This is a genomic window from Polyangium spumosum (assembly GCF_009649845.1).
GTDB lineage: Bacteria > Myxococcota_A > Polyangia > Polyangiales > Polyangiaceae > Polyangium > Polyangium spumosum.
The window spans coordinates 73,904-97,013 of sequence record NZ_WJIE01000015.1; the positions used below are offsets into that span (position 1 = coordinate 73,904).

Annotated in this window: 20 protein-coding genes; 10 read left to right on the forward strand and 10 right to left on the reverse strand. The window is 70.8% G+C overall.

From position 1 onward, the window contains the following. Nucleotides 1–81 precede the first annotated feature (81 nt). The 5 genes from GF068_RS34985 to modB form a co-directional block, all read right to left on the reverse strand. Nucleotides 82–1,245 carry a thiolase family protein gene (locus tag GF068_RS34985; protein WP_153823875.1) on the reverse strand — a complete coding sequence of 388 codons (1,164 nt, stop codon included), beginning with the start codon at nucleotides 1,243–1,245 and terminating at the stop codon, nucleotides 82–84. Nucleotides 1,246–1,254: 9 nt separating this feature from the next. After that, nucleotides 1,255–3,624, reverse strand: a complete 2,370-nt coding sequence (locus GF068_RS34990; protein WP_153823876.1) for a 3-hydroxyacyl-CoA dehydrogenase/enoyl-CoA hydratase family protein — start codon at nucleotides 3,622–3,624, stop codon at nucleotides 1,255–1,257. 124 nt (nucleotides 3,625–3,748) lie between these two features. Then, entirely contained in the window at nucleotides 3,749–4,159 is a 411-nt protein-coding gene (locus GF068_RS34995; RefSeq protein ID WP_153823877.1) for an STAS/SEC14 domain-containing protein, read from the reverse strand. Continuing rightward, a complete protein-coding gene (locus tag GF068_RS35000; RefSeq protein ID WP_206079617.1) occupies nucleotides 4,135–4,857 on the reverse strand; it encodes an ATP-binding cassette domain-containing protein in 723 nt (240 codons plus the stop codon). Before GF068_RS35000 ends, GF068_RS34995 begins: the two co-directional genes overlap by 25 nt. Continuing rightward, the gene (gene modB, locus GF068_RS35005) at nucleotides 4,854–5,537 is read right to left on the reverse strand and encodes a molybdate ABC transporter permease subunit (RefSeq protein ID WP_206079618.1); all 684 of its coding nucleotides are present in this window, start codon (nucleotides 5,535–5,537) and stop codon (nucleotides 4,854–4,856) included. Before modB ends, GF068_RS35000 begins: the two co-directional genes overlap by 4 nt. Before the next feature lie 187 nt (nucleotides 5,538–5,724). On the opposite strand from modB, the gene GF068_RS35010 reads away from it, so the two are divergent. Continuing rightward, nucleotides 5,725–6,306, forward strand: coding sequence for a PDZ domain-containing protein (locus GF068_RS35010; RefSeq protein ID WP_153823879.1), 582 nt, complete (start codon nucleotides 5,725–5,727; stop codon nucleotides 6,304–6,306). Nucleotides 6,307–6,316: 10 nt separating this feature from the next. On the opposite strand, the gene GF068_RS35015 is transcribed toward GF068_RS35010, so the two are convergent. Further along, entirely contained in the window at nucleotides 6,317–6,739 is a 423-nt protein-coding gene (locus GF068_RS35015; protein ID WP_153823880.1) for an STAS/SEC14 domain-containing protein, read from the reverse strand. A 240-nt stretch (nucleotides 6,740–6,979) separates the two neighbouring features. Here GF068_RS35015 and GF068_RS44550 point away from each other — a divergent pair, with 240 nt between their 5' ends. Both GF068_RS44550 and GF068_RS35025 read left to right on the forward strand, forming a co-directional pair. Continuing rightward, the gene (locus GF068_RS44550) at nucleotides 6,980–7,927 is read left to right on the forward strand and encodes a LolA family protein (RefSeq protein ID WP_153823881.1); all 948 of its coding nucleotides are present in this window, start codon (nucleotides 6,980–6,982) and stop codon (nucleotides 7,925–7,927) included. A 4-nt stretch (nucleotides 7,928–7,931) separates the two neighbouring features. Then, nucleotides 7,932–9,620 (forward strand): class I SAM-dependent methyltransferase, encoded by a 1,689-nt coding sequence (locus GF068_RS35025; RefSeq protein WP_153823882.1) that lies wholly within the window; start codon nucleotides 7,932–7,934, stop codon nucleotides 9,618–9,620. Here the strand turns inward: GF068_RS35025 and GF068_RS35030 are convergent, their stop codons facing one another. Next, nucleotides 9,621–13,466, reverse strand: coding sequence for an NACHT domain-containing protein (locus tag GF068_RS35030; protein ID WP_153823883.1), 3,846 nt, complete (start codon nucleotides 13,464–13,466; stop codon nucleotides 9,621–9,623). Between the two features lie 112 nt (nucleotides 13,467–13,578). On the opposite strand from GF068_RS35030, the gene GF068_RS35035 reads away from it, so the two are divergent. Both GF068_RS35035 and GF068_RS35040 read left to right on the forward strand, forming a co-directional pair. After that, nucleotides 13,579–14,241: a hypothetical protein gene (locus GF068_RS35035; RefSeq protein ID WP_153823884.1), complete on the forward strand. Its 663-nt coding sequence runs from the start codon at nucleotides 13,579–13,581 to the stop codon at nucleotides 14,239–14,241. Between the two features lie 570 nt (nucleotides 14,242–14,811). After that, nucleotides 14,812–15,183, forward strand: a complete 372-nt coding sequence (locus tag GF068_RS35040; protein ID WP_153823885.1) for a hypothetical protein — start codon at nucleotides 14,812–14,814, stop codon at nucleotides 15,181–15,183. A 4-nt stretch (nucleotides 15,184–15,187) separates the two neighbouring features. On the opposite strand, the gene GF068_RS35045 is transcribed toward GF068_RS35040, so the two are convergent. Then, complete coding sequence (locus tag GF068_RS35045) at nucleotides 15,188–15,712, reverse strand: hypothetical protein (RefSeq protein WP_153823886.1); 525 nt, start codon at nucleotides 15,710–15,712, stop codon at nucleotides 15,188–15,190. 8 nt (nucleotides 15,713–15,720) lie between these two features. Beyond that, nucleotides 15,721–16,716, reverse strand: coding sequence for a tetratricopeptide repeat protein (locus GF068_RS35050; protein ID WP_153823887.1), 996 nt, complete (start codon nucleotides 16,714–16,716; stop codon nucleotides 15,721–15,723). 97 nt (nucleotides 16,717–16,813) lie between these two features. Here GF068_RS35050 and prs point away from each other — a divergent pair, with 97 nt between their 5' ends. From prs to GF068_RS35075, 5 genes are all read left to right on the forward strand, one after another. Then, nucleotides 16,814–17,785: a ribose-phosphate diphosphokinase gene (gene prs, locus GF068_RS35055; protein ID WP_240807871.1), complete on the forward strand. Its 972-nt coding sequence runs from the start codon at nucleotides 16,814–16,816 to the stop codon at nucleotides 17,783–17,785. A gap of 49 nt (nucleotides 17,786–17,834) precedes the next feature. Then, a complete protein-coding gene (locus tag GF068_RS35060) occupies nucleotides 17,835–19,511 on the forward strand; it encodes an ArnT family glycosyltransferase (protein WP_338046698.1) in 1,677 nt (558 codons plus the stop codon). Beyond that, nucleotides 19,508–20,323, forward strand: a complete 816-nt coding sequence (locus GF068_RS35065; protein ID WP_153823888.1) for an ABC transporter ATP-binding protein — start codon at nucleotides 19,508–19,510, stop codon at nucleotides 20,321–20,323. The genes GF068_RS35060 and GF068_RS35065 overlap by 4 nt, the downstream gene beginning before the upstream one ends. Continuing rightward, nucleotides 20,320–21,096, forward strand: a complete 777-nt coding sequence (locus GF068_RS35070; protein WP_338046699.1) for an ABC transporter permease — start codon at nucleotides 20,320–20,322, stop codon at nucleotides 21,094–21,096. The genes GF068_RS35065 and GF068_RS35070 overlap by 4 nt, the downstream gene beginning before the upstream one ends. Before the next feature lie 63 nt (nucleotides 21,097–21,159). Further along, nucleotides 21,160–21,447 carry an antibiotic biosynthesis monooxygenase family protein gene (locus tag GF068_RS35075; RefSeq protein ID WP_153823889.1) on the forward strand — a complete coding sequence of 96 codons (288 nt, stop codon included), beginning with the start codon at nucleotides 21,160–21,162 and terminating at the stop codon, nucleotides 21,445–21,447. Here the strand turns inward: GF068_RS35075 and GF068_RS35080 are convergent. After that, on the reverse strand, nucleotides 21,444–22,997 hold the full coding sequence (locus tag GF068_RS35080; protein WP_153823890.1) for a tetratricopeptide repeat protein: 1,554 nt from the start codon (nucleotides 22,995–22,997) through the stop codon (nucleotides 21,444–21,446). The genes GF068_RS35075 and GF068_RS35080 overlap by 4 nt on opposite strands. Between the last annotated feature and the right edge of the window lie 113 nt (nucleotides 22,998–23,110).

The window sequence follows — 23,110 nt, forward strand, 5'->3', positions numbered from 1 at the left end:
GCCTCGTCGAGCAGGCTCCCCCAAGAAAAAAGGCCCCCGCGCATCCCGCGCGGGGGCCTCTTCAACGGAGGAACGTGGCGATCAAGCCCGCTCGAACAACCCTGCCGCGCCCATCCCGCCGCCGATGCACATCGTCACGATGGCGTACCGCCCGCCGCGCCGGCGCAGCTCGTAGAGCGCCGTCGCCGTGAGCTTCGCGCCCGTGCAGCCGAGCGGGTGGCCGAGCGCGATCGCGCCGCCGTTCACGTTGAGCTTCTCGTCCGGGATGCCGAGCTCGCGCTGGCAGTAGACCGATTGGCTCGCGAACGCCTCGTTCATCTCGACGAGGTCGATGTCCTTGATCGACAGCCCCGTCTTCGCCAGCAGCTTCTTCACCGCCGGCACCGGGCCGATGCCCATGATCGACGGGTCCACGCCGGCCGTGACGAACATGCGCAGGTAGCCGAGCGGCTTCACGCCGAGCGCGTCCGCCTTCGCCTTCGTCGTCACGATCGCCGCCGCCGCGCCGTCCGAGAGCGGCGAGCTGTTGCCCGGCGTCACCGAACCCACCGTCGCGAACGCAGGCTTCAGCGCCGAGAGGCCCTCCAGCGTCGTGTCCGGGCGCGGCAGCTCGTCACGCGTGAAGTCGAACGTCACGCGCTCGGTCCCCTTGAACCGCACGCCCTTCACCGCGACGATCTCGTCCTTGAAGCGGCCCGCCTCGATCGCCGCCGAGGCCTTCTTCTGGCTCGACAGCGCGAACGCGTCCTGATCGGCGCGCGCCACGTTGAAGCGCTTGGCCACGTTCTCCGCCGTGATGCCCATCGGCGTGTAGACCGACGGGCACCGCTCCATCGCCTCGGGCGAGACGGAGATCTTGTTGCCCGTCATGGGCACCATCGACATGCTCTCGACGCCGCCCGCGACGACGATGTCCGCGTACCCGGCCGTGATGCTGCCCGCCGCGAGCGCGATCGCCTGCAGACCGCTCGAGCAGAACCGGTTGATGGTCATCGCCGAGACCTCCTCGGGCAAGCCGCCGAGCAGCGCCACCGGCCGCGCCACGTTGAGCCCCTGCTCGCCTTCCGGCATCGCGCAGCCGAGGATCAGGTCGTCGACGTCCGACGGCTTGATCTGCGGCACACGCGCGAGCAGGCCCGCGATGACCTCGCCGGCGAGCTCGTCGGGGCGCTTCAACGCGAGCGCTCCCTTGTGGGCCCGGCCCACGGCCGAACGAACGGCCTCCACGATCACGATGTCAGCCATGGTGCTCACCTAGTTCCGCAGAGGTTTGTTGGTCATCAGGATGGACTGCATACGCGCCTGGCTCTTCTCTTCGCCGCACAGGCTCACGAAGGCCTCGCGCTCGAGCTCGAGGATCTCGTCCTCGGTCACCTCGCGCGACGCGCCGCCCGCGCCGCCGCAGAGCACGACCGCGAGCTTGTTCGCGATCTTCGCGTCGTGCTCGGTGGCGTAACCACCGGCGACGAGCGTGTCGACCATCATCTTCAGCGTCGCGATGCCGCTCTCGCCCGGCAGCTTGTACGCCTTCGGCGCCGGCGCGTGATACCCCGACTCCGAAAGGCCGATCGCCTTCGCCTTCGCCTCGGTCAGGAGGCGCGCCTTGTCGAACGAGACGCCGTCCGTCTTGCGGAAGAAGCCGAGCGCCTTCGCCTCGTCCGCGCTCGTCGCGACCTTCGCGAGCGCGATGTTCTTGAAGACCTGCGTCACGATCTCCTGCGTGTTGATGCTCGCGCCCTCGGGGATGCCCTCGAGCGCGCGCCAGAGCATGTTCAGCGTGCCCGCGCCGCCCGGGATCAGGCCCACGCCGACCTCGACGAGGCCCGCGTACGTCTCGGCCGCCGCCTGCACCGCGTCCGCGCCGAAGCAGAGCTCGAGCCCGCCGCCCAGCGTCATGCCCCAGGGCGCCGCGACCACCGGCACGCGCGCGTACTTCAGGCGCTGCGTCGCGTACTGGTAGTTCTTCACCATCGTGCGGATCGACTCCCAGTCCTTCTGCCCGGACGCCATCACCACGAGGAACAGGTTCGCGCCGACGCAGAAGTGATCCCCGTCGTTCGAGATCACGAGCCCGCGGAAGTCCTCCTCGGCCTTCGCGGCCGCGAGCGAGAGCATCGAGATCACGTCCGGATCGATGGAGTTCGCCTTCGTCTTGAAGGTGAGCCCGAGGATGCCGTCGCCGAGATCCCACGCCTCGGCGCCGTCGTTCTTGAGCACCGGCGCCTCGCCCTTCTTCAGGATCGAGAACGTCGCGCTCCGCGGATCGATGGCGCGCTTCACGAAGGCGCCCTTCACGAGGTCGAACACCTCGTCGCCCTGGTAGAAGCTCGTCGCGCCCGCCGCGATCATCTTCTCGATCGAGGCCGGCAGCGCGATGCCGTCCTTCTTCATGCGCTCCGCCGTCTTGACGAAGCCGAGCGCGTCCCACGTCTCGAAGGGCCCGAGCTCCCAGTTGTAGCCCCACTTCATCGCGTCATCGACCGCGGTCACGTCGTCCGTGATCTCGCCGATGCGCCGCGCCGCGTACGCGAGCGACTTCGAGAGGACCTTCCACGCGAACGCGCCGGCCTTGCCCTCGTCCGCGACGAGCTTGCGCACGCGCTCCTCGGGCGAGCCGATCTTCTCGATCGCCTTCGTCGCCTTGCGGATCGCCTCGTCGCCGCCCTTCGGCCGGTACGCGAGCGTCTTGACGTCGAGCGCCTGGATCTGCCCGTCCTTGCCCTTCTTGTAGAAGCCGCCCCTGGTCTTGTCGCCGAGGATCTTCTTCTCGAGCATCCCGCGCGCGAACGCCGGGACCTTGAAGACCTCGCGATCCTCGTCCTCGGTGAGCGACGCGTAGCAGTTGTCGGCCACGTGCACGAACGTGTCGACGCCGACGAGGTCCGCGGTCCGGAACGTCGCGCTCTTCGGGTGGCCCATCGCGGGGCCCGTGATCGCGTCGACGTCCTCGGGCTCGAGGCCCATCTCGACCATGCCCTGGAGCGTCGCCAGCATCGCGTGCACGCCGATGCGGTTGCCCACGAAGTTCGGCGTGTCCTTGCCGACGACGATGCCCTTGCCGAGCACGTCCTCGCCGAAGCGGACCACGCGCTCGAAGACGGCCGGATCCGTGTCGGGCCCGGCCACGAGCTCGAGGAGCTTCATGTAGCGAACCGGGTTGAAGAAATGCATGACGAGGAAGTTCTTCCGGAACGCCTCGCTCCGGCCCGCCATCATCTCCGCGATGCGCAGGCCCGAGGTGTTCGAAGCGACGATCGCGCTCGGCTTCACGAGCTTCTCGAGCCGCGCGAAGAGGCTCTGCTTCGGCTCGAGCTTCTCGATGATCGCCTCGATCACGAGGTCGCAGTCCTTCACGCGTTCGAGGTCGTCCTCCACGTTGCCGACCTCGACGAGGCGGGCGAAGGACGGGTGGAAAAACGCGGCGGGCCGGGCCTTGACGGCCTTTTCGAGCCCGCCCTGCGCCCACGCGTTGCGGGCGGCGCGGTCGGTTTTTTTGGTCTCGTCGAGGTTCGGCGGGACCATGTCGAGCAGGACCACGTGGATCCCGGCATTCGCGAGGTGGGCGGCGATTCCGCTGCCCATGACCCCGGCGCCGATGACGGCTGCACGGTGGATTGGCTTCATCCGAGAAGGCTCCCTGGTTATCGTTGCCGGCAGACGGGTACCGCGGAGGCCGGCCGGTGTCTACGGACAGATGCCGCGATGCGGCAGGTAGGGGAAGACAAGCGATCTGTCCAGCCCGGCCCGCTCACGCCCCGCCGAACGTCCGGCGCATCTCGGCGAGCCAGGCGCGGGCCGCGGCCTCTTCGGCGAAGAAGCGGAAGGCGAGCCTACGCTTGGCGAAGGCACGCGCGGCCTTGGCGACGAGCTCCGCGATGACCCGGAACCGGAAGCTGCCGCCGACGAACGCGGTCGCTTGCGCCCGCTCGTCCCGGATGGCCGCGATGCTGCGGCGGCACGCGGGCTCGATGCCCTCGACGCAGCGCAGATCCGCGAGCGTCAAGAGATACGGCTGGCCGCCGAGCAGATCGGCGCGGAGCGCGACGTAGTCGGCGACGTCGGGGGCGCGGATCACGCCTCGGAAGGTCAGGACGAGCAGATCGGGCGGCTCGATCGTCGCGACATGCTGGCCAATCACGGCTTGCCGCAGTGCGGACATGGCCCTTTCTCGCCGAGCACGACCTCGCGCGGCATCTCCCGAGCAGGTTTCCCCCGCTCGAACCGGACGAACACGTCCCCGAACGCCGCCGCCTCCTCCGCGTCGTGCGTCACGAGCACCGCCGAGAGCTCGCGCCGCGCGAGCACCTGCCGCAAGGTCCGGCCGAGCTCGAGCCGCGCGGGCCGATCGAGCGCCGAGAGCGGCTCGTCGAGCAGGAGGAGCCTCGGCTCGGCGGCGAGCGCCCGCGCGAGCGCCACCCGCTGCCGCTCGCCGCCGGAGAGCGCGTCGACGCGGGCCCCTCGAAGCGCCCCGAGCCCGAGCTCGTCGAGCAAAGCGAGCGTCGCCGGGCCCGGGTCCTTGCGCTCGCTCCGGGGCAAACCAAAGACCACGTTGCCGAGCACGTCGAGGTGCGGAAAAAGCGCCTGATCCTGGGGCACGTAGCCGATCCGCCGCGCATGGGCCGGCACGTCGACGCCCCGCTGCCCGTCGTAGACGAGCTCGCCGCGGAGGTGCACGGCGCCACGAGGGCGGAGGAGGCCGGCGATCGCGCGCAAGGTGACGGTCTTGCCCGCGCCCGAGGATCCGAAGAGCACGAGCACGCCCGACGGGAGCGAAAAACACGCCTCGACGGAGAACACGCTCGCGCCGTGGCCCACGGTGATCTTCACGTCGACGTCGAGCGCCGGCGCGCCGCTCACGCCCACGTCCGCGCCGGTCCTTCCTTCGGCCCGAGCAGGCCCGCCACGAGCACCACCACGACCGAGATCCCCGACAGGACCGCCACGTAGAGCCCCGCCCGCGCGTCGTCGCCCTCCTGGAACGCCGAGAAGATCTCCACCGGCATCGTGTTCGTGCGCCCCGGGATGTTGCCCGCGAGCATCAACGTCGCGCCGAACTCGCCGATCGCCCGCGCGAACCCGAGCACGAACGCCGCGAGCACCCCGCGCCACGCGAGCGGCAAGGTCACCCGCAGCACGACCTCCCACGGCCGGAGCCCGAGCGTCCGCGCCACGTCCTCGAGCTGCGAAGGCACCGCCTCGATCGACGGCTGCGCGGTCTTCACCAGGATCGGCAGCGCCACCACCGCCGACGCGAGCGCCGCGCCGGCCGGCGAGAAGACGAGCCGCAAGCCGAGCCCCTCCTCCAGCACCCGCCCGACGAGCCCCCGCCGGCCGAACACGACCACGAGGAAATACCCCACGACCGAAGGCGGGAGCACCAGCGGCAAGAGCACGAGCGCGTCGACGAGCCCCCGGAGCCTGTACCGGAGCCGCGCCTGCAAGAGCGCGAGCATGAGCCCGATCGGCCCGACGACGAGCATCGCCATGCCGGCGACGCGTAACGAGAGCAGGATCGGGAACGACGCGGACGACTCCACCGGCGGCGATGCTACGACGTCCGCCGCGGAAGCGGGGCCCGGATCTTCGACGATCCAGTTGCCGGGACGAACGTCTCGCCGAAGACGAGCGTGCGGCCCGAGCAGATCGCCCGCACGGGTGGTCCTCCGCTCGAAGAGGCGGCCTGAATTGTTGGCAAGCGGCGCGCCCCTCACCCATAGTCCCGGCATGCTCCGGCGGGACCCGTATCGCTTCGGCTTGCTCTCCCTGGCCCTGCTCGGTTGTGGCGGCGCGTCCGAGGCGACACCGCCGCCGGCCTCGCCGAAGCCGGCGCCCGGCGCGCCTGCGGGGGTGGGGGACAAAGCCCAGGCCAAGGCCCCGGACAAGCTCGAGCGCGAGACCTTGAAGACCGTCCTGCCGATGGGCCTGCCGTGGTTGCTCCGCCGCGTCTGGCCCGAGGAGGTCTTCCGCGACGGCAAGTTCGCCGGCTGGCGCCTCGTGGCCATCCCGGAGGAGTGGACCGGGCTCGACGTCCGCCCCGACGACGTGGTCACGCGAATCAATGGCAAGCCCGTCGAGACGCCCGAGCAGCTCTGGGACGCCTGGACCTCGCTCGCCGTCGCGCCCGAGCTCCGCGTGACCTACGAGCGTGGCGCCGAGACCAAGGAGATCGTGCTGCCGATCGCCGGTCCGCCCGCGCCCGAGCTCTTGGCCTCGCTCACGAACCCCTCTCCGCCCCCGCGCAAGCCCGGGACGAAGCGCGGGACGATCGTCATCGAGAGCCGCGACCCGGCCGGCGACGATCCCTGACGCTCGCGGATCACACCACGCTGCTACGCTGGCGCGACGTGCGCCGCTCCGCGAGCCATGCGCGGGCGCTCGCCTCGTTGTCGAACACCTTCGCGTGCATCTTCACCCCGAGGGCGCGGATCATACGCGCCAGAAACTCCATCGACGTGCGGTGGAAGAACCGGCGCACGACGTACGCCGCGGTGCGCGGCGGCGACTCCCGGTAGATCTTCGCCGTCTCCGTGAGCGCGCCCGGGGAGATGGTGAGATCCTCGCCGAGCACGACCAGGTTGTAGATGTGCTCCGTGCACTCGTCCCATCGGGGCTGCTCGAACCTGGCGAGCGCCTCGACGTGGGCGCCGGTGGCCGTGCCTCGGGGGAAACGATAGACGAAAAGATCCGCCTCCTCGCGGCAGATCTCGTGCTCGCCTGCGGTACGTGTCTCGCGGGTCATGATCCCTCCGTCGGACGGGGGTTTTCCGTTTTCGGAGGGACGATCATGTCGGCGCCCACGGCGCTCCGCAAGCCGCACCCGCGAGAGAGCAGGATCGGGACTTGCGGCGCGAGCCTCGGGGGACACCCGCTCCCGCGAGCGCACGATCCGCGGGTGGCAATCACCGCGGAGGCCGTTGCCACGTCGAAAGATCCCGACGACGACCCCGTCGTCCTTTGCTACAAGCCGAGACGACCGAACATGCGCAAGCGCCCGCTCCTCGCCACCTCCGCCCTGCTCCTCGCCCTCGCCGCCTGCCAGGACGATCCGGCCCCGACGGCCCCCTCGGCCGCGCCCGCGCCGCCGCCGCCGCCGAGCGTCGCCGCCCCGGAACCGAGCGGGAGCGCGGCCCCCGCCCCCACCGCGGAGCCCGCGCCTGCAGCCCCGACCGCCTCCGCTTCCGCCTCCGCCTCCGCTTCCGCCGCCGCTCCCGCGCCCGCACCCAAGCCCGCGCCCAAGCCCACCGCGACCCCGACCGCGACCCCGACTGCCACCGCCTCTGCCGCCGCGACCCCGACCGCCACCACCTCCGCCGCCGCTCCTCCCGCCGCGCCCGGCTCGGCCGACGCCGTGGCCGTGGCGATCGACCAGGTGTTTCTCGACAAGAAGACCTACTTCGCGAAGTTCAAGCAGGAGCACACGCAAAAGGTCGCGGGCACGACCAAGAAATCGACCGGCGTCTTCTTTTTCGAGCGCCCGAACAAGATCTCCTTCCGGTACGACCCGCCGAGCAAGAATCGGATCGTCTCCGATGGCACGACGCTCAAGGTCTACATCGCGGACGACAACCAGATGTTCGTGCAGCCCGTCGACAAGACCGAGTACCCCGGCGCCCTCGCCTTCCTCATGGGCAAGGGCCTCGGGCCCTCGTTTGGCTTCGTGTTCCACGACAAATCGAAGTTCGAGGGGGGGCACGTCCTCCTCGGGAAACCCCGGCAGCCGACCCCGCATTACGACTCGGTGTATTTCTACGTCGACAAGGCCCTCCTGGAGAAGAAGGACCCCGGCGTGATCCGCCGCGTCCTGCTCGTCGACGCCCAGGGCAACCGCAACCGCTTCGACTTCGAAGGCTCGACCCAGCCGAAGACGATCGACCCCGCCGAGTTCACCTTCACCCCTCCGCCGGGCACCAACGTGACCCAGAATTGACGCCGTGCCGCTCGACCTCTGGCCGCTCTCCCCGCCGGGCCGTCTGATCCACGAGGACCGAGACCTCGTCGCCATCAACAAGCCCGCGTTCCTCCCGACCCACGCGCCCGAGCGCAGCGACGACGCGCACCGGCGCCTCGTCGCCCATTACGAGGCCAAAACGCCGGGCGGCCCCGTCTATCTCGGCGTCCACCAGCGCCTCGAGCGTGACGCCTCGGGCGTGCTCGTCTTCACCCGCCGCCGCGAGGCGAACCGATCCATCGCCGAGCAAATCGAGCGTCGCCGGGCGCGCCGCACCTACGTCGCGCTCGTCCGCGGCACGCCGGGTTTGCCCGGCCGCGGCAAGGGGCCGGACAGGGGCGTGTTGCGACATCGCCTCGCGCCGGGCGACGGCGGCCATCGCGTGTTGCCGCCCTCGGCGGATGAGGGCCAGCTCTCCACCGTGCTCTTCCGCGTCCTCGACAGGCACGGCGATCGCACGCTCCTCGCGCTCATGCCCGAGCCTGGTTGTCCCGTGGATCTCCCGGCCCAGCTCGGCGCCGAGCAGGCCCCGATCGTGGGTGACGTGGCGCGCGGCGGCGAGCCGGCCCCTCGGCTCGCCTTGCACCTCGAAGAGCTCGTCCTCGACCCCCCGGGAGGCGGCCGCCCGCTCACGCTCCGCGCCCCCCTGCCCGTCTTCTTTTCGGATTTTCTCGAGGGGAAAGGAGGCCTCTCCGACGTCGACGCCATCGAGCGCCGCCTTCGCGAAGCCGCCGAGCGCCGCGCCGGGATCGCGCGCCTCCCGGACACGGACGCCTTCCGGCTCGTGAACGCCGCGGGTGACGGATTGCCGGGCGTGACCGTGGATCGTTATGGCGACTTCCTCGTGGTCTCGCTCTACGACGAGGACGCGGAGGCCGCGCGGGAGCGTCTCCTCGACGCGGCCTTCCGGCTGGGTCCGACGGGCATTTACCTCAAGATCCGCCCGAAACACGCGAGCCGCATCGTCGACGCGCGCGAGCCCCAGTTCGCCCCGAAGGACCCGGTCCGCGGCGCGCCTGCGCCCGAGCCGATGGTCGTGCACGAGCTCGGATTGCCTTATGAGGTGCGCCTCGGGGACGGCCTGTCCACGGGGATCTTCCTCGACCAGCGCGAGAACCGGCGGCGCGTGCGGGAGATGTCCGCGGGGTTGTCGGTCGCGAACCTCTTTGCTTACACGTGCCCCTTCACGGTGGCGGCGGCCGCGGGAGGGGCGCGGCGGACGGTGAGCGTGGACGTGTCGCGCGGGGCGCTCGAATGGGCGCGGCGGAACCTCGACCGGATCGGGGCGGACGCGGCGGCGCACGTGCTCGTCGAGGCGGACGCGATCAAATGGCTGGAGAAGAGCGCTGCAAAGGAAGGGCCCTTCGATCTCGTCATCCTCGACCCGCCGAGCTTCGCGACCACGAAGCAGACGCGTTTCTCCGCGGAGAGTGATTACAAGAAGCTCGCCGCGAGCGCGATCCGCGTCCTCGCGCCGGGCGGGCGCCTCCTCGCGTGTACGAACCACAAGGGCATCCCGCGCGCCAAGTTCAAGCGCGTGCTCGCGGACGCGGCGCGGGGCGCGGGGCGCGGCGCGGCGCAGGTGAAGGAGTGGCCCGAGCCGGAGGATTTCCCGCCCGAGCCCGGCAGCGAGGCGCATTTGAAGACGGTGCTCGTGACGCTCGAGCGCTGATCAATCAAAATCCACCTCGAGCTCGTCCGGCATGTCCACGAGCCACGGCAATCGCGCGAGCCCCGCCTCGTCGCAGAGCTCGTCGAGCCGCACCTCCGTCCCGTCGTCGAGCACGAGATCTCCCCGCACGTAATACCGCAGCCCCCAGGCGATCGGCTTCTCGCGCCGCTCCGGGTGCTCGGCGAGCTCGCACAAAAGGCCCCGGTCCTCGGGCGTGGACAGCCGCGCCACGTGCCGCGCGAGCGCCGGCCAGAGCGGATCGATCCCCGCGGGCATCTCCACGAGCGCGCGGCGGAACGGCCCTCCGTCCGAGCGCGGGCGGAGCGAGAGGCGGCAGGCCTCGTGAAAGAGCCGCAAGAGTGGCTCCTTCGGCTCCGAGAACGCCAGCACCGCGCGTGTCCCGGCCCGGCCGGTCCCTGCGAGCTCCACCGCCGCGAAATCGAGCGTCCACGGCTCCTCGGGCAACGCGAGCTCGTCCGCCCACGCCATGGCCATGTCGAACACCCAGTCCTGCGCCCAGTCCCGGGCCCAGTAACGCGACAGATCCATCGCCCAGTCCCGCGCCAGATCCCGCGTCCAGTACCGCGCCAGGTAACGCGCCCAGTACCGCGCCAGGTCCAGCCCGAAATCCCGCGTCCATTCTCGCGCCCACGAGCGCGACAGATCCATCGCCCAGTCCCGCGCCAGATCGAGCGCCCACGTCCGCACCCAATCGTCGTGCGCCGCCTCCTTCGCCCACGACCGGGCCAAAGATCGCGCCATCTGCCGCGCCAGGTCCCGCTCCTCCCGCTCCGGCACCAGGATCTTGCGCGCCGCGCGCCCGAGGTGCTCGCGCCCGCCCCCGAGCGAGATCAACGTCTGCAATCGCGCCGCCGCGGGCCCGCGAGGACCCGGCCATAAATGCAGCAATGACAGCTCCGGGGGATCCCCCGGCCAGACCGGGCTCGAACCACCCAGCGCCCGGCCACGCGCCACGCCTTGCCCCTCGCCCGCCCCCGAGAGCAGCCGCGACATCGCCGGCGGCTCCGCCTCCTCCCGCCCGAGCCGCGCCTCCTGCCACCACGCCGCCGCGATCACGCCCGGAAGCCACCGCGTCCGCGCCGCGACCTCGGGCCACGCCAGGGCGAGCCTCTCCCGCCTCGCCTCCTGCTGGCTCGTCGCCCACGCCCGCGCCGCCGCGGAGGCGCGCACCTGCTCGTGCACGTGAAAACGCTCGGGCAGCCGCGCGCACCACGCCTCGAATTGCACCTCCCCGAGCCCGTCCGCGAACATCACGCCCGCGAGCCAGAACCCGTCGGCGTCCCAGCCATTCATGAGCTCCGCGAGCAACGCCTCGAGGTGCTCGGGGTTCCGGTCTTCCACGATCGCCGCCCATAACCGCAACGTCTCCCAGAACGCGAGCTGCCGCAGGTGAAGCTGACAGACCTTCAGCCGCGCCGCGTGCCCCTCCACCACCGCGGCCCAGTGGTGCGCGACGAGGTATTCCTGGAAGGAGAGGTGCGCGAACGAAAACGTCCCGTCCGCCCGATCCACGAGCACGCCCGCCGCCGAGACCAGCCACGCGACGAACCCGCGCCGCTGCGCCTCGGCGTACCGCCGGGGCAACATCTCGCAGAGCTCCTCCTCCGTCCGCACGATCGAGCTCCGGCCCTGCTCCTGATACCCACGCGTCTGCATCGCGTGGGCGAGCTCCGCCACCACGCGCATCCGCTCCGCCGCGTCGTCCGGCCGGAACATCACCGACGGCGCCCGCGCCCCCTCCGCCTCCTTCGAACGCGGCCGCGCCGAGAGCAGGTTGTCGAGGCACACCCGATAGAGCTCGTGCCGCTTGTCCGGCAATGGCCTCGACCGGTGCACGAAGAGCATCATCACGAGCAAGAGCGCCGTCCGCGCGAGCGCCTTCGCCTCGGCGCTCGCCGCGAGCGCCTGCAAGAACCGCTCGCTCGCCGCCCGCGCGGACGCCTCGTCCTCGCCGTGCACGCGCCGGTGGAACCGCGCCGCGAAGGCCGCGATCTCCTCGTCCGAGAGCGGCTGCACGTCGAGCACCTCGAACCCCTCGGCGCCGGAGGGCCGGCTCTCGCCATAAGGCCGGCTCGTCACGACCGCGAGCACCCGCGGCGAGGCGGAGAGCAACCCCATGAGCTTCTCGCGCACCTCATCGCCGAGATCCCCGAGCTCGTCCCAGCCGTCGACGAGCAGGATCGGCCGCGGCCCCGTGGGGTCGTCGAAGAGCGCGGCGAGCGCCTCTCGTTCGTCCTGCCCCCGCACCTCGGCGAGGCGCGCGGCGAGGTAGGCTTCGAGCGTCCGCTCGCTCGGCGCCGCCGCCTCCCAGGCCCGCCCGAGCTCGCGTAGCTCGATCAAAAAGGGCACCGCCGCCGGCCCGCCCTCCGCGAGCAATTTCCGGAAGCAATGGCGCAGGATCGTCGTCTTCCCGCACCCGGCCGGCCCTCGAACGACGAGCGGCGCCGCCCGCGTCACGAGCCAAAGCGGATCGAGCGGCGCGCCGTCCTCGAACTGCCCGGGATCCGTATTCGTCCCGAGCCGCGGCGGCACGAACATCTCGTCGAGCCGCGCCTCCACGGGTGGCCCTCCTCCGGCCGGCTGCGCCACGCCCACGCCGCCGAGGTCCCATCGCACGTACCGCGCGCCGAAGCGCCGTCGATATGCCTCCACGAACGCCCGCGCCTCGGCCCCGCCGGGCGAGGCCGCGGCCCTCTTTTCCTCCCCGAACCCGCCGGGCACGTACAGATCGAGAATCGCGCCGCGTGGGCTCGCCGGATCCACGGCGAACGTCCCTGGCTCGACCTGCCCCTCGGCCCGCGCGTGGGGCGCGTAGATCCGCAGGATCGACCGGGCTTGCCGTCGCGCCGGATCGAGCTCGAGCAGATGCACCATGGCGGGCTGGCTCTCGGGCAATTTGCCGGGCGAGAGCCCCCAGCTCCCGGACGAGAGCACGAGCGTGTGGCCTTTTTCTCCGCGCCGGAACGGGAAGGCGTGGGCGTCGGCGCCGTGGTGGTGGCCGTGCAAGACGACGGAGACCCGCGCGTCCTCGGTCACGGCGCGTAATCGCTCCTTTCCCTCGAAGCCGGCCGCGTCGGCGGCGAAATGCTCGATCGTCTCGGGCTTGAGCGGCCCGGCCTGGCCCCGCAGCCATTCGACCCAGCTCTGCACGGCCTCGGGCACGGGCGTGATCGGATTGTGATGCACGGCGACGATCGACATCCACGACGGCGGCAAAGCCCGCAAATGATCGAGCAGCGCCTGCGCCTGCGCCTCGCCGAACGCGCCCCCCTGCCGGGCGTGGGACTCGCGCTCGCACGAGTTCAGGGCGGCGACGGCGATCCCGCCGCCCGGCAGCGCGAAATGGTGGACCACGGCGCCGTGGCCGATCGAGGTGACGTCCGGGAGCTCTCCGCGCGGGCGGCCGTGAAACGCCGCGACGAACGCCTCGAAGCGCGCGAGGCGCACCCGTTCGAGCCGGCGCTCGAGCTCGGCGTCGTCAAACCCCTCGTCTTCCTGCTCGATCTGCACCTTTCGTGTCTCGGCCCAGGAGACGTCGTGGTTCCCGGGCACGAACACGAACCGGTCCCGGGGCAGGCCGAGCCGTGTATCGAGGTGGTCGAAAAAAGCGAGCGCCGCCTCGAATTCGTTCTTGCGCGCCGCCTCGGCGATGTCGCCCGTCACCACGACGAGCCCCACGCCCTCGCGAATGCCTTGTTCCTCACGCGCGGCGTCGATCGCCGCGGCGAAACGCGAAGCGAGCCGCTCCCCATCCTGGCCCCCGAAGCGGCCGTGCGGGCCAAAATGCAGGTCCGAGAGGTGGAGGACGAGGAGCGGGAAGGACACCGTGGGGCGAGCGTAGCGGAGAAGGGACGCGGCGAGAAGCCATCGTATCCCTTGACACCTCCCCCGCGGTCTCCGTTACCCTCCGCACATGGCAACCCATTTACGTTCCACGATGAACCCTCAGCCTGCCGCCGACATCTGCTCCGCGATTGCGGACGGCCTCGTCAGCGACGACATCACGGCGCACCTCGCGCCCGTCTGGGAGATGATGGCGGCGAAGGGTGACGCGCTCGCCGCCGATCGCCGCAAGCGCGAGCGGACGCTCGGCCGGGCGCGGGCGCGGCTCGCGGTCGCGGATTCGCGCTGGGATCCCGAGGTCGCGGCGTTTGGCAGGGACATCGTCGACCAGGCGGGCGGGCGCCGGGACGTGCCGCCGTATACGAGGTTCTTCAAGGACGTGTCGCCCTCGGCGGCGCAGGATTTCGGGATCGATCGCGAGATCAAGCAGGGGCAAGCGTGGCTCGACGAGCTCGGCCGCAACCCGGACGAGCCGATCGCGATCAAGTGGACGCCGCGCCTCGGGGCCGTGACGGGGACCCTCGACGCGTGCTCCAAGGCGCGCGTCGACGGCCTGCGGGCGCTCGCCTTGCAAGGCACCTCGGAGGAGCTTTACGTGGAGGATATCAACCTGGAGCTCGACCGGCTCGAGGGTGACCTGAAGAAGCTCTTCCCGGGCCAGCCGAAGCGCGTCGCGGCCTTCCTGGAAGCGACGCGACCGAAGCGGAAGCGTGCGACGGATGAGGACGACGAGGGCACCGGCGGTCAGAATTCGTGAGGTGGACCGCGCACCGATGTCGATCCAGGTCTGGATCGGCATCGGTGCGTGACGCGCGGAGGTCACTCCCGGGGGGGAGCGCGCCGGGTGCGCGAGGCGCGGGGTGCGATCCAGGTCGGGAGCGCGCCGGGTACGCGAGGCGCGGCGTGCGATCCAGGTCGGTAGCGCGCCGGGTGCGCGAGGCGCGGCGTGTGATCCAGGTCGGGAGCGCGCCGGGTGCGCGAGGCGCGCGGGGGGATCCCGACGGGGAAGGCGGTTGACGCGCCTGGGGAGTGCCGGCAGGGTGGAGGGAGGTCGAGGGATGCGCGGGGCTGCGGTGTTGTTGGTGCTGGCGGGGTGGCTTACGGCCTGTGGGGGGTCTGGGGGCACGGTGACTGCGGTCGTGTGTGCCGACCCCCTCGACTGCAACCGAGAGCACCGTCTTTGTCACAACAGTTGCGACCACCTGACTCACCGCTCGGCTTGCCGCGCTTGTTGCGATGAGATGCGCCGGAAGTGCATCGATTGCGTGGCTCAAGATGAAATAAGCTTCGGTACATGTGACAAACGCATCGATCCCAGGAATTGACCATGCGATTCACGTTCCTCATGATTGCCGTCCTCACCCTGACCTCGTGCAGTCGCACCGAGCCCACGGAGGTCACGCTCGAGCGCAACAAGGTCGCACGCGTGAACGGCTGCAATGCCTTGGTAACCCAGGTCTATATCAAGCCCGACGCCGCATGGTTCAAATGGGCCTGCGGCGTACCCGAATCCGCCCCGAACTGGTGGGGCGAGGGCTTCGAGCCCCCGGCCTCCACGCTCCTGGAGGGTGACTGCGTTCGCATCGACCAGACGTATTACTGCGTGAAGGACATCAACCCGGAGGACATGTCGGTCACGCTCGTGGCGACCTACAAGCCCATCGACAGCAGCTACGACCACCTCCGCCCCCTCCGCTGACCCCTCAAAACCTCCCCGCCACCACCACCCCTCCATACCCCGCCGAGACCACCGGCGTCACCCACGCGGCCCCCTTCTTCTCCCCCGCCCCCCCGCTCTTCGCGAGCAAAACGATCCCCGCGATCGCCGACCCCACGTGTAGCCCGTACATCGCGTATTGCAGCACATTGTACCGATTGCCCCGCGCGCACGTCTCCCGCATGTGGGAGGCGCCCGGCCCCGTGAGGAAATCGGACGCGGCGCAGACGTCGTCGTCATTCGGGAACAGCGCCGTGAACGCGCTCGACCGCATCTCCTGGCTCACCCGGCGCACGTGATACGTCGACAGGATCCCGAATCCCAGCGATAACGCCGACACCCCGAGCGCGCTCATCCCCACGACGAACCGGCCATCCCAGCCGCCCCTCTCCTCCGCGGACGGCGGCGCGGGCTCGGCGGCGCGTGTTTGGCCCGGCGCCGCCACCGCGGAGAGCACCACGAGCGCGACGAGGCTGGCGGCACGAGCGCCGCGACGTGGTACGCGCCCCATCGCCGCCCTCAAAAAGCGCCTCGCACGAGCAGCCCGCTGTATCCCTTCCCCATCGTCGGAAGCACCTCGACCCGGCTCGCCGCGGGCTTCTTGTCGTCATACCCGCTCGTCGCGAGGAGGTAGATCCCGAGGCCCGTCGTCACCAGGGCGACCGGGAAAAACACGAGCTGCAGGAGGTTGCCGGTCTCCCCTCGCTCGCACGCCTCCACGAGGTAGTTACGGTCCACTTCCGGGGGAAGCAGACCCGGGCCCCTCGCCAGCGCACACATATCCTCGTCGGAGCGGAATAACGTCTGGCTCTTCTGGTATTCGGGATCGTTGTTCGTCGAGGAGACCATCACCACCCCGCCGAGCCCCACGCCGAGCGACACCACGCCCAGGCCAATGCTCGAGATCCCCGCGATGCGACGGATGTTCGGGCCGTCGGAGGGCGGCGCGGGAGCCTCGACCGGCCGCGGCGCGAACGTGAGGCGCAATCGTTCTCCCTCCCGGAGCGACGCCGTCTGCTTGCCGCAGCAGGGCAGCTCGATCGTGTGCGCCCCCGGGTTCAACGGGATCGGCGCGCGCAAGGCGCTCTCCGCGACGGGCGCTCCGTCGATCGTGGCCCCACTCGCGCCGACCGGCGCCTCGATCTGCACCGACGGGATCTTCGGCTCGAGCGCCGCGAGCTCCTTCTGCGCCTCGACCACCGCCTTGAAGAACACGTCCGGCGCGTCCTCGGCGATGTCCGTCGCCGACGCCTCCTTGTACTTCACCCGCGCCTCGACGAGCTTGCCCTGCTCGACGAGCGTGCGCGCGATACGCAGGCGCACCGTGGGCGCAGGGATCAGCCGCTCGGCCCGCTCGTAACGATCGAGCGCGCGCGCCATGTCCCCCTTCTCGAAGGCCTCATCCCCCGAGACGACATAACCCCGCGCGATGTTCCGCTTCAGCTCCTCGTTCTCCTGCGCAGGCAGGGCCCCCGCCGAGGACGCGACGAGCCCCACGACGAGGAGCCACCCCACCCCGACGAGCAAAGCGCTACGGCGTTTGCGAGCCGACGTCTCTTCCATCACCTCCCGTCTACACCGACCATCGCCCAGCACAAAGCCCGGACCCACCTTGGCGCGTGACACCGGCGCGCAGATGGACCAGAAGGTGCCCACGATGGCCCGGAAGCTCCTCTTCACGATCTCCTCGTACGCCTACCTCGAGCCCCGCTTCCTCGCGGCGGGCGACCTCGATCGCGGCGAGATCGTGCACAAGACCTTCCCCGACGGCGAGCGTTACCTCCGCGTCGCCGAGGACCCCTGGGGCCGCGACGTCGTCCTGCTCGGCGGCACGCCGACCGACCTCGACTGGCTCGAGCTCTACGACCTCGGCTGCGCCATCAGCACGGGCGGCGCGCGCTCGCTCTCCATCGTCATGCCTTATTTCGGCTACGCCACCATGGAGCGCGCTGTCCTGCCCGGCGAGGTCGTCACCGCCAAGACCCGCGCCCGCCTGATCTCGGCCATCCCGCCCTGCGAGGGCGGCACGCGTGTTTACCTCTTCGACCTCCACACCGACGGCATCCCCTACTACTTCGGCGATAGCCACGTCACCCACCACCTCTACGGCGCGCCGCTCGTCACCAAGCTCATCCAGCGTACGATGGACGGCCGCTCCTACCTGCTCGGCGCCACCGACGCCGGCCGCGCCAAGTGGGTCCAGAGCCTCGCCCGCGACCTCGACGTCGAGCCCGCGTTCGTCTACAAACGCCGCGATCCCGACACGGGGAAACTCGCCGTCACGGGCGTCAACGCCGACGTGCGTGGCCGCGAGGTCGTCATCTATGACGACATGATCCGCACGGGATCCTCGCTCATCCAGGCCGCCCAGGCGTACATGGCCGCTGGCGCCACGCGTTGCCACGCGATCGCGAGCCACCTCGTCCTGCCCCCCGGCGCCCTCGAAAAGCTCCACGCGAGTGGCATGTTCGAGCACATCCTCGGCACCGACTCACACCCGGGCAGCCAGAAGCTCCCCCCCGGCGCCATCGAGTCCACCGCGCCGCTCTTCGTCAGCGCGATCGAGCGGACGTACCGGATTTGACGCCCAGATGGTTGGAGTCGCCGCGGGTTCCGACTAGAACGTCGCCCCGGTGACCCTCGCTGCCGACGAACCGACCCGAGCCCCGAGCACCGTCGCATCCCTCGCCGAGCGCACGCTGATCGGCGCGTGTATCGCCGCGATCGCGTTCCTGCTCCTCGAGATCCTCACGTTTGGCCATGGCCGCGATCAGGGCATCTACACGGTCGTCGCGCGCAGCGTGCTCGAAGGCGGGATGCCCTACCGCGACGCCTTCGACTTCAAGCCGCCCGGCATCTTCCTGATTTACGCGCTCGCCCGGCTCCTCTTCGGGTCCGCGCAGTGGGGCATCCGGGTCCTCGAGGTGCTCGGGCTCGTGCTGATGTCGCTTGGTCTGGTGCGGCTCGGGCGGCGGTACGGGGGCAGCGGCACGCTCGGGCTCGTCGCCGCGACGATCACCGTGCTCATCCACGCGCAGCTCGACTTCTGGCACACGTCCCAGCCCGAGTCCTTCGGCGGCATGTTGACGATCGCCGCCCTGCTCTGCGCCCCACGTCCGAGCGCTTCGGGCTTGCCCTCGATCCGCCCCACGAAGACGCGGGACTGGCTGCTCGCGGGTTTCCTCTTTGGCTTCGCCGGCCTGCTCAAGCCGCCGCTCGTCGGCGGCGCCGCGATCGTCGCGCTCCTGCCCGCGTGGTGGGACACCGAGCCCACGCGCCCCACGCTCGACCGGCTGAAGGCCGCCGCGCGCGCCGTCGTCCGCCCCTCGCTCCTGCTCGCGGCGGGTGGGGCGATCCCCATTGCGCTTTGCGCCGCCTGGTTCGCCGCGCGGGGCGCGCTCGGGGATCTGCACCGCGTGCTCTTCGTGTTCACGCCCCATTACACGGCGCTCGGCTGGAAGGGCGCGACCGTGCCGGGGATGGCGTATTACTCGTTCACCGAATGGCTCCAGACGTACGGGAGTGTCCCCACCACGGGATTGCTGCTCGCGCTCGGGCTCGGCGTTCACGCGCGGCAGAAGCCGCTCGCCTTGCTCGCGCTCGGCGTCGTGGGGATTCACCTCGTCGGCGTGGCCATGCAGGGCAAGTTCTTCCCGTACCATTACGGCGCGACCTGGCCGCTGACGGGGCTCGTCGCCGCGCTCGGGTATCACGCGCTCTTTCAGCGGGCGCGGGCGCGTGGCGCGCTTGGCCTGGCGGGTTTCTGCCTGCTCGTCCTGCTCGTGCCGTTCGGCCGCTCCGCCACGAAAGACGTGCCCGGGTCGTTCCTCGTGCGCACGGGGCAACGTATCGACCTCGCGCTCGGCGGTTTCCGTGATCAGACGGGCCTCGATCGGCTCGCCAGCGTGGCCGACGTGAATACCGTGACGAACCGCGCCGTGGCCGAGCTGCTCCGGGAGGTGGTCCCCGCGGATCGAGCCGTCTTCGTCTGGGGCTTCGAGCCCTCGATTTACGACATGGCCGAGCGCGCCGCGGCGAGCCGCTACATCTACAACGTCCCGCAGCGCGTCTCCTGGGCGAAAGAGGAGCACCGTCAGGTCCTGCTCGCGGATCTCGCGAAGACGCCGCCCGCCGCGATCGTGATCGAGCACTGGGACGTCTTCCCCCACGTCACGGGCGACTCGCTCGATTCGGCGGATTCGCTCCCCGATTTCCCCGAGATGCAGAAGCTGCTCGACGAGAAATACACGCTGCACGCCACGATCGGGCAGATGGACGTGTATCTCGAGGCGAAGGGAGGAGCGTTATGACCGCCCTCGCCCCCCCGCTCGTCGAGGACGTCGAGGCGGAGGCCACGCCACGCGGCGGCGTGCGTGTGCTCGTCGAGCGCGCGCGGCGCGTCTTTCCAGGCAGCGGCGTCGTGCTCGACGGCGTGGACCTCGACGTCGCCGCCGGCGCCTTCGTCGCCCTGCTCGGCCCCTCGGGCTGCGGCAAGTCCACCCTGCTGCGGCTCGTCGCCGGCCTCGATCAGGCGGACGGCGGCGCGGTCCGCCTCGTCCCGGAGGACGGCGCCGAGCGCCCCCGCATTGCGTACGTTTTCCAGGACGCGCACCTCTTGCCCTGGCGCGACGTGCTCGACAATGCGGCGTTGCCGCTCGAGCTCGCGGGCGTGCCGAAAGACGAGCGGCGCAACGCGGCCCGCGCCGCCCTCGGGCAGGTGGGGCTCGGCGACGCGGCGGCGCGGTATCCGGCGGAGCTCTCGGGCGGCATGAAGATGCGCGTCTCGCTGGCCCGCGCCCTCGTCACGCGCCCGAACATCCTCCTGCTCGACGAGCCCTTCGCCGCCCTCGACGAGCTCACGCGCCAGAGGCTCGACGATCAGCTCCGCGCCTTGTGGCTCGACCTCGGCATGACCGTCCTCTTCGTCACGCATTCGAATGCAGAGGCCGCGTACCTCGCCGAGCGTTGCCTCGTGCTCTCCCGACGCCCGGCGCGGATCCTGCTCGATACGCCGATCGACCTGCCCCGCGAGCGCGCCGCCTCCTTGCGCAGCGATCCACGCTTCGCCCGCGCGCTCGGCCCGCTCCAGGAGGCGCTGCAGGCCGGAGAGGCGCAATCGTGAAGAAATCCCTCCTGGCCGCGGCGCCGCCGATCCTCTCGCTCGTCTTGTTGCTCGGCGCCTGGGAGGTCCTCGTGCGGGTGCTCGAGGTGCCGGCGTATCTGTTGCCTCCGCCGAGCCAGATCGCCGCCGCCTTCGCCGCGGACGCCGCCACGCTCGGGCTCGCGACCTTGACCACGGCGAGGAGCGCGCTCTTCGGGTTCGTGCTCTCGGGGGTGATCGGCGTGCTCGTGGCCGTGCTGCTCTCGGCGTCGCGGCTGCTCGAGCGCGCGTTTTACCCGTACGCCGTCTTCCTGCAGACCGTGCCGATCGTGGCGATAGCGCCGCTGCTCGTGCTCTGGTTCGGGCCGGGCGAGCGCGCGGTGAGCGTGTCGGCGTTCATCGTGAGCGTGTTCCCGGTCGTGGCGAATGCGCTGACGGGGCTCAGGTCCGTCGAGCCAGCGCTGCGGGATCTCTTCCGGCTGTATGGGGCGGGCAAGCTGCGCACGCTCTTGCTGCTGAGCTTGCCTTCGTCCTTGCCGAGCATCGTGACGGGCCTACGAATCGCGGGCGGGCTCGCGGTGATCGGGGCCATCGTGGGCGAATTCGTGGCGGGCTTCGCCGAGGGGACACCCGGGCTCGGCATCGTCATCATGAGCGCGCCGAGGCAGCTCCGCACGGACCTGCTCTTCGCGGCCGTGCTCTGCGCCTCGGCCCTCGGGCTCGGCCTGTTCGGGCTGACGAACCTGGGCGGGTGGTTCCTGCTGCGGCGGTGGCATCCGTCGGAGAAGGGCTGAAGGAACACGGCTTGCCATCGACCGTGGCTCGGGCCGCGCGCCCTGCCTCGAAGGAGTCACCGCATGTTCGTCGTGGTCAACACCATCCGGGCACCCGAGCACGAGCTCGAGCGGATCAGGCAGGCCTTCCGCGACGCGATCCACGACCTCGACCCGTTCGAAGGTTTCCTCGGCTTCGAGCTCTGGCAGGACCAGGGCGCGTTGCTCGCGGTCTCCCGCTGGACGAGCCGCGAGTCGTTCCTCGCCTACCCGCGCTCCGAGGTGTTCCGCAAGCACCACAAAGGGCTGCACGGCGACGAGGCGATGGGCCGGGCGCAGATCAAGATGTACGAGGCAGAGTCGCTGGTCTAGCCGCGCGGCGCCGGCGGCAGCGACTTCAAGGTGAGCCGCCGGATCTGCTCGAGCACGATCGGATCATGCGGGCGCATCTCGCGCGCGCGCTCGAAGAGCAGGCGCGCGCGCGCAGGTTTGTCCGCCTCGCCCTCCCAGCGCGAGGCGAACTCGATGAGCCGCTCGAACCGGAGCGTGTCGCTCGGCAGCGCCGCGAGCAGCCGCTCCTCGGCGCTCATCACGCCCCGCCAGTCCCGCTCGGACGCGCAGAGCAAGAGGAGCGACTCGAGCGCCGGGATGTGACCGGGCCGGAGCGCGAGGGCCTTCTCGAAGTCCGAGATCGCGTCCTCGGCCAGGCCATACCGCGCGCGCAGCTCGCCGATACGCGCGTAGAGATCGGCGCGAGAGTGAGGATCACCGCCCGGTCCGAGGACCGAGAGCGCCTTGCGGAACGACGCGATCGCGCCGTCGGTGTCGCCTTGCGACGCGAGCAGCTCGCCCTCGATGGTGTACCGCGCGACCGGGGAGATCTCGCGGCCCGAGATGGGGCTCGAGATGGGCCCGTCCGTCCCGCGGTGCGAGCTCGTCGCGCCGGTGCTCATCGGCGGCGGCGGGAGCGAGGCGCCGGGCGGCGCGGCGAGCGGGCGCGCGAGAGGGATGACGCGCGGCATGCTGCCCCAGTCCTCGCCCGTGTCGGTCCAGGTGAGATCGACTTCGTCCTGCGGCGGCGGCGGATGAAACGTGCGCGGGGCCTTCGGCGGCGCGAGCAGAGGCTCGACCTCGCGGAAGGTCGCCACCGGTCGCGGCGACTCTTCGACCCGCGGCGGCGCAGGCGACGGCGCAGGCGGAGGCGCGCTCCGCGGGAGCACGTCGAGGCGCGGCGCCGGCATGGTCGAGGTCGAGTCGCGCCGCCCCGGTCTGCCAGGGACGAGCTCGAAGCTCACCTTCGCCCGCGCGTGATGGAGGCAAGGCACGGACTCGCGCAGCTTGCTCGCGAGCCGATCGTAGAGGCCACGCGTGGTCAAGGTCCGGCCGCTCGGCAGGGCGTCGAGCTCGGCGATGATCGCCTGCGCGAGCGGCAAGCTCGAGGCCTCCGCCGAGCGCGGTCGCACGCCGAGCAAGAGCTCGATGTCGTTCGTGGCCGGCTCCGTCGCGGCCTCGGCCGCGCGCACGAGCACCTCGGCGCGCGTGGGGTCGAGGCCGAGCTTCGTGTCCACGAGCTCGAGCACGATGAGCTTCGGCCCCGGCGCGCCATCACGTAACACGGCCGCGACGTCCGCGAGGGCGTCGCCAACGGTGGGGCTCGACGGATCGAGGGACAGGAAGAGCTCGCCGTCGATGGAGAGGAGCGCGGGGCACGCCACGTAGAGCATCACGGGGTCGCGGGAGGTCGGCCCGCGCCCGGCGAGCAGAGACTCGATCTGCTCGGCCAGGTCGCGGCCCGGATCGGCGTCCACGACCTCGAACGCGGCGTCCTCGCGACCGAGGCGGCCCTTCAGTTGCCCCGGCGTCGCAAGGGACGCGCTCGTGGCGCCTTCCTGCGCAGAAATCGCGGTGATCGAGAGTCGCATCGGGCCCGTGTCCTCGGGGTTGGTCGCTTTGGGGGGGCGAATTTACCAGGGATCGACCCGGATCTCTCGAATTCAAAGAGAGCACGGGAACGTCGGCCGCCGGCGGCGGGAGG